Below are 6,435 nucleotides of genomic sequence, written 5' to 3'. Positions count from 1 at the left end.
ACCTTATACGCCGCAGTGTGCATCCTCGCGGAGCGTTTTTTACTTTACAGGAAAGCAATTTCCTGTAAAGTAAAAAACGCCACACAATTATCACAAGGATAATTGTGTGGCGAAAAGTAGTCAGACTAGAAAAATCCACACCAGTTTTAGCGTTATGAAAATAGCATAAATCATAGGAAAAGTCAAGATAATATCATAGAGCGGAAGAAGATGGCTTGAATATGAATTGGAACATTCAATAGAAAAATGATTGACAAATACCCTATGAGGGTATAATATGAGCATACCGGTAGGGGGTATATGACTATCGGGAAATGTGTATTGGAATGTGAAGATAGAAGGGAGCCTGACTATGGCAGAAGAAAAAGAGATGTGTTCATCCTGCTGCGAACGGAAGAAGCACAGACAGGAAGCAGAATATCAGGATTTATTAAAACGCTTGAACCGGATTGAAGGACAGGTGCGGGGTGTAAAGAAAATGTTGGAAGAAGACCGTTACTGTGTGGATATTTTAACGCAGGTGTCTGCAATTAATTCTGCACTGAACTCCTTTAATAAAGTGTTGTTAGCGGAGCATATCAAATCCTGTGTGGTGGATGACATCCGTGCCGGAAAGGAAGAAGCGGTGGATGAGCTTTGTGCGACCCTTCAGAAACTGATGAAATAGAGGAGGACAAAAGTGTGAAACAGGAACGTTATGAAGTCACAGGTATGACGTGTTCTGCATGCTCTTCCCGTGTGGAAAAGTGTGTGTCAAAGATTGACGGAGTGGAAAATGTATCCGTAAATCTGCTGACCAACAGTATGCAGGTGTCCTATGACGAGAATAAGGTCAATGAAGATATCATTGTATCAGAAGTAGAGAAGGCAGGTTATGGTGCTGCACCGGCAAATGCCGGAAATGAGAAACGTACCGGCAAAGGGAAAAGGATAAATAAGGCAGAGCAGGAAATTCATGAGATGAAAATCCGTCTGATCTGGTCTGTTATTTTTCTGATTCCGATGATGTATATTTCCATGCACCATATGTTTTATGAATGGTTTGGAATTCCGGTACCGGGATTTATCAAGGCTGCATTTCACGGAGATGAGAATGCACTGGCATTTTCCTTTTCCCAGTTTTTATTGCTGCTTCCGATTATGTATCTGAACCGGAAATATTTTATTGTAGGATTTAAGAATCTTTTTGTACACAGAAGCCCGAATATGGATTCGCTGATTGCACTTGGGGCATCGGCTTCCGTTATCTATGGTGTATTTGCCATTTTCCGGATTGGTTATGGTCTGGGACATCAAGATATGGCACTGGTAAGCCGGTACAGCATGGATATTTATTTTGAGTCTGCAGGAATGATTCTGACTTTGATTACCGTTGGAAAATATTTAGAGAGCCGTTCCAAAGGAAAGACCAGTGAAGCTATTGAGAAGCTGATGGACTTGGCTCCGAAGCAGGCAAAGGTCTTAAGAGATGGCAAAGAAGTTACGGTTCCGGCAGAGGAACTGGTAAAAGGTGATTTGGTGCTGGTTCGTCCCGGTGAAACCGTTCCGGTGGACGGAGTGATTGAAGAGGGACAGTCAAGCCTCGATGAATCTGCCATTACAGGGGAGAGCATTCCGGTATATAAGGAAGTGGGAGATACTGCAATTTCCGCAACGATTAACCAGAATGGTTTCTTGAAAATCCGTGCATCCAAAGTCGGGGAAGATACCACCATCAGCCAGATTATTCATCTGGTGGAAGAAGCTGGCTCCAGTAAAGCACCGATTGCCAAGATGGCAGATAAGATTGCAGGAGTCTTTGTGCCGGTGGTTATTACAATTGCCGTGATTGCTGCAATCATCTGGCTCATCAGTGGGGCAACCTTTGAATTTGCACTTTCTATTGGAATCGCGGTGCTGGTTGTTTCCTGTCCGTGTGCCCTTGGACTTGCGACACCGGTAGCTATTATGGTAGGAACCGGAAAAGGTGCAGAAAACGGAATCCTGATTAAGTCCGGCGAAGCACTGGAAACGGCGCACAGTATCGATACCGTAGTTATGGATAAGACCGGAACCATAACAGAAGGTAAGCCAAGAGTTACAGATGTGAGTGTTGGAACCACAGAATTAAACGAAAAAGAATTTGTGGCAATTGCAGCAGGCGTTGAGCAGGGAAGCGGGCATCCGCTGGCACAGGCAATTCTGCAGTATGCGAAAGAGCAGGAGATTATGCCCCTTGCTATGAAGAATTTTAAGACAATTCTGGGCAGAGGAATTGAGGCTGAAGACGAAAATGCATCTTATTATGCGGGAAACGAAGCCTTTATGAAAGAAAAGGGAGTGTCATTGGATGACCTTGGAGATACTCTGGACAAGCTGGCAGAAGAAGGAAAGACTCCATTAATCTTTGCGAAAAATAACAGCCTTCTGGGTATCATTGCAGCAGCAGATGTGGAAAAGAAAACCAGCCGCTATGCCATTGAAGCATTCCGTAAGATGCACATTGAGGTAGTAATGCTGACCGGAGACCATAAACGTACCGCCGAAGCCATTCGTAAGAAGCTTGGAATTCCAAAAGTAATTGCAGAAGTATTGCCGGAGGATAAGGAACGGCATATTGCCAAACTGCAGCAGCAGGGACATAAGGTTGCCATGATTGGAGACGGAATCAATGATGCACCGGCACTGGCAAGAGCCGATGTAGGAATTGCCATTGGAGCAGGAACAGATGTGGCAATCGAAAGTGCAGATGCGGTACTGATGCGGAATGATCTGATGGATGCCGTAACAGCCATCCGGTTAAGTAAAGCGGTTATCCGCAATATCAAGGAGAACCTGTTCTGGGCATTCTTCTATAACAGCATTGGAATTCCACTGGCAGCAGGCGCTTTATACCCGGCATTTCATATTAAATTAAATCCGATGTTCGGTGCAGCAGCAATGAGCTTAAGCAGCGTCTGTGTAGTATGCAATGCTCTCCGGTTAAAGCTTTTTAAACCGCAGCGATTAGAGCAGACAGCAGGAAATGTGGCAGAACAGATAGTGGAAAAAGCAGCAGGAAGTCAGATAGAACAGTCAGCAGAAAAAGTGACAGATAATAATGAAAATGATAAGGAGGATAATAAAATGAAAGAAACACTTAAAATTGAAGGAATGATGTGTGAACACTGTAAGAAACATGTGGAAGAAGCATTAAATGCCATGGAAGGAGTAAAGGCAGCTGTCAACCTTGAGACAAAGAGTGCTGAAGTAACCATGGACAAAGAGATTCCGGATGCAGCATTTGCAGAAGTGATTGAAAAAGCAGGATATCAGCTTACCGGTGTTGAAAAATAACAAAATAACGTTATAAAAATCAAAAAAAATTAGGAAAAATGCAAGAAAAAAATTCCCTTATGCTATAAAATTATGTTATAATAAGTGTAATTGAAACAACATGGGCGAAGGCAGAGGGAAGAAGTTAGGAGGACGGTTCCCGCAAAAGGAACCGTCCTCTTTTACTTTACAGGAAATTGCTTTCCTGTAAAGTAAAAAACGCTCCGCGAGGATGCGCACTGCGGCGTATAAGGTAGATGTCGCAAGCGACCGCCGCAGGCGCGAGAATGTGCCAAGGCACATTCTTTATTCTGCGAGTAGAGAGAAAAACCACAGCACATGATGGACAGACAGGAGGAACAGTTTTTATGTGGTCATATGACAGTGTATTTTATCAGATTTCAACATTGGGATTTTGCGGGGCTCCAACAGAAAATGATGGTGTTCTGGCTCATCGGATAAAGAAAGTGGAAGACTGGATTCCGCATATGGTAAAGCTTGGAGTGGATGCAATATATTTCTGTCCGGTTTTTGAATCAGACCGTCACGGTTATGATACCAGGGATTATACAAAGTTAGATGTAAGACTTGGAACCAATGAGGACTTTAAAGAAGTATGTGGAAAATTACATGACAACAATATCAAAGTAGTGTTGGACGGAGTGTTTAACCATGTGGGAAGAGGTTTCTTTGCATTTCAGGATTTGCTGAAAAACAGAGAGAATTCTCCATATAAGGACTGGTTCACAAATGTGAATTTTGACTGGAATAATAATTATAACGACGGACTTTCCTATGAAGGCTGGGAAGGTCATAATGAGCTGGTAAAACTGAATTTGCGGAATGAAGAAGTAATCCGGCATATCTTTTCAGCAGTAGAAGGATGGATAAAAGAATTTGATATTGACGGACTGCGTCTGGATGTTGCATACAGTCTGGATATGGATTTTGTAAGAAGATTACGTCAGTTCGTAGATTCGAAAAAGGATGATTTTTATCTCCTGGGCGAGATGATTCATGGTGATTATAATCGTCTTTTGGATGAACAGAATATGTTGCATAGTGTAACAAATTATCAGGCATATAAGGGAATGTGGTCCAGCTTTAATGACCGCAACCTCTTTGAAATCAATTATACCCTGGAGCAGCATTTCTGCGGAATGTATCAGGGCAGGCATCTTTTGAATTTCCTGGATAATCATGATGTGAACCGTCTGGCAAGCACTTTAAAGGAAAAAGAACATCTTCCACTGGTATATGCAATGCTGTTTGCAATTCCTGGCATCCCATGTGTCTACTATGGAAGTGAATGGGCTGCAGAAGGAAAGAAAGAAAATGGTGGGGATGAAGCACTCCGTCCGTCTTTTGAAGCACCGGAATGGAATGAACTTACCGATTATATTTCCAGACTGGCGAAGGTTCATAAATCGGAAAAAACACTTTGCTATGGCGGCTACCGCAAGGTATTCTTAACAAACCGGCAGATTGTATTTGAGAGAAGCTTTGATGGTGAGCGGATTCTTGTAGCAATCAATCTGGAAGAGAATCCCTTCCATGCATCCTTTGATGCAGGAGCAGCAGAAGCAGTTGACCTGCTGACCGGAGAAAAAGCGGTATTTCAGGGTGGTCTCGATATGCCGGCATTTTCCGCAGCTTATTTAAAGATAACCGGATAAAAAGACAATGCATAAGAATAAGAGATAAGAGCTATAAGGAGGAAGAGCAGTAATGGCAGAGAAACGTAAATCTTCAGAAAAAAATAATATAGGAAAGAAACTGGCAATTGGATTAATTGCAGTAATTTCACTTCCGATTCTTCTGGTTGGACTTGCCGGAATTATCATAATGCATCTGGTACAGAATACAGCATTAAATGCAGGTGTGGGAACGATTATTTTAATTGTGGTTTTAGCGGTATTTGTGGCAGGTTCCCTGTGGCTTGCAGTAGCAATTGCCGGAAAACTGAAAGCTGTAATTGGCAGTATGGATAAGATTGCGGATGGAAGCCTTCAGTTAGAAGAACCAAAACATAATGAAAAAAATGATGAAATCAGCAAATTATTAGGCTCTGCCAATGATATGGTAAGAAGTTTTGCACAGATTGTGACCGGAATCCGTAGAGCCAGCAGGGAATTAAGCGAACTGTCTACGACATTCAGCCAGTCCTTTGACACTATGAATGAAGCGTTGGATCAGGTGAGCGGTGAAGTCGCTTCCATTACAGATAATACCGTTTCACAGGCAGAGAAAACACAGCATGTACAGCAGAAAGTAGCAGAAATCGGCAATGCCATTGAAGTAATTGCCAGCAATATTACACTTCTTTCAGACAGTGCATTAAAAATGAAAGACTGCAATGAATCAGCAGAGGTGATTATGCAGCAGCTGGTGGAAATCAGCAGACAGAACAGGCAGTCTATTGATGAAGTGCAGAGCCAGACAGACAGAACCAATCAGTCTGCCTTACAGATTCGTACTGCAACAGAGATTATTGCAGGAATTGCAAGCCAGACAAATCTGCTTGCTTTAAATGCAAGTATTGAAGCTGCACGGGCAGGAGAACAGGGAAAAGGATTTGCCGTAGTTGCAGAAGAAATCCGTACCTTGGCAGACCAGTCCAGAGAGTCTTCAGAGCAGATTAATAAAATTGTTAATGAACTGATTGATAATTCTAATGTCAGTGTAGAGATTACCGGAAAAGTATCAGAAGCATTTGAACAGCAGAATACAAAGATTCGTGAGACAGAGACAATCTTTACTGCCTTGAATCATGAAATTGAAAGTGTCAGCACTTCTATTCAGGGAATCAATTCAGAAGTCGGTGGCTTGAATGAACATAAGAGTGCCATTGAAGAGAAAATGGATTCGCTTGCTGCAGCAGCAGAGACAAATACAACAAGTGCCAGAGATACATCTGAGGCAATGAACGAGTTTGAAGCTTTGGTAGAAGAATGTAAGAATGCAACTGCCAGAATTACTTCTGTAGTAGCAGAACTGGATGAAAATATCCGTAAGTTTAACGTTTCTTCCATGAAAGAAGAAGTAGAGAAAAACATGATGTAATAAACGGTATACAATTGCAAAGAGAAGGGTATTCCACAGGCCGAAGGAGTGCATATGGAATACCCTTTTGTGTATCTT

The 6,435-nt window shown here is 42.3% G+C and carries 4 protein-coding genes; all 4 read left to right on the top strand.

Annotated elements, in window-relative coordinates; translation table 11 throughout:
- The first annotated feature begins 352 nt into the window (after positions 1–352).
- The 4 genes from LKD41_RS10675 (at position 353) to LKD41_RS10660 (ending at position 6,357) form a co-directional block, all read left to right on the top strand.
- Complete coding sequence (locus LKD41_RS10675; protein WP_022244014.1) at positions 353–667, top strand: metal-sensing transcriptional repressor; 315 nt, start codon at positions 353–355, stop codon at positions 665–667.
- A 14-nt stretch (positions 668–681) separates the two neighbouring features.
- The gene (locus LKD41_RS10670; RefSeq protein WP_022244015.1) at positions 682–3,315 is read left to right on the top strand and encodes a heavy metal translocating P-type ATPase; all 2,634 of its coding nucleotides are present in this window, start codon (positions 682–684) and stop codon (positions 3,313–3,315) included.
- A gap of 347 nt (positions 3,316–3,662) precedes the next feature.
- A complete protein-coding gene (locus LKD41_RS10665; protein ID WP_022244016.1) occupies positions 3,663–4,970 on the top strand; it encodes an alpha-amylase family glycosyl hydrolase in 1,308 nt (435 codons plus the stop codon).
- A 52-nt stretch (positions 4,971–5,022) separates the two neighbouring features.
- Complete coding sequence (locus LKD41_RS10660) at positions 5,023–6,357, top strand: methyl-accepting chemotaxis protein (RefSeq protein ID WP_022244017.1); 1,335 nt, start codon at positions 5,023–5,025, stop codon at positions 6,355–6,357.
- The last annotated feature ends 78 nt before the right edge of the window (positions 6,358–6,435 follow it).

It is taken from the genome of Roseburia sp. CLA-AA-H209, assembly GCF_020687575.1.
In the GTDB taxonomy this organism is placed as follows: domain Bacteria; phylum Bacillota; class Clostridia; order Lachnospirales; family Lachnospiraceae; genus Roseburia_C; species Roseburia_C amylophila.
This window is presented reverse-complemented; position numbering and strand designations above follow the sequence as displayed.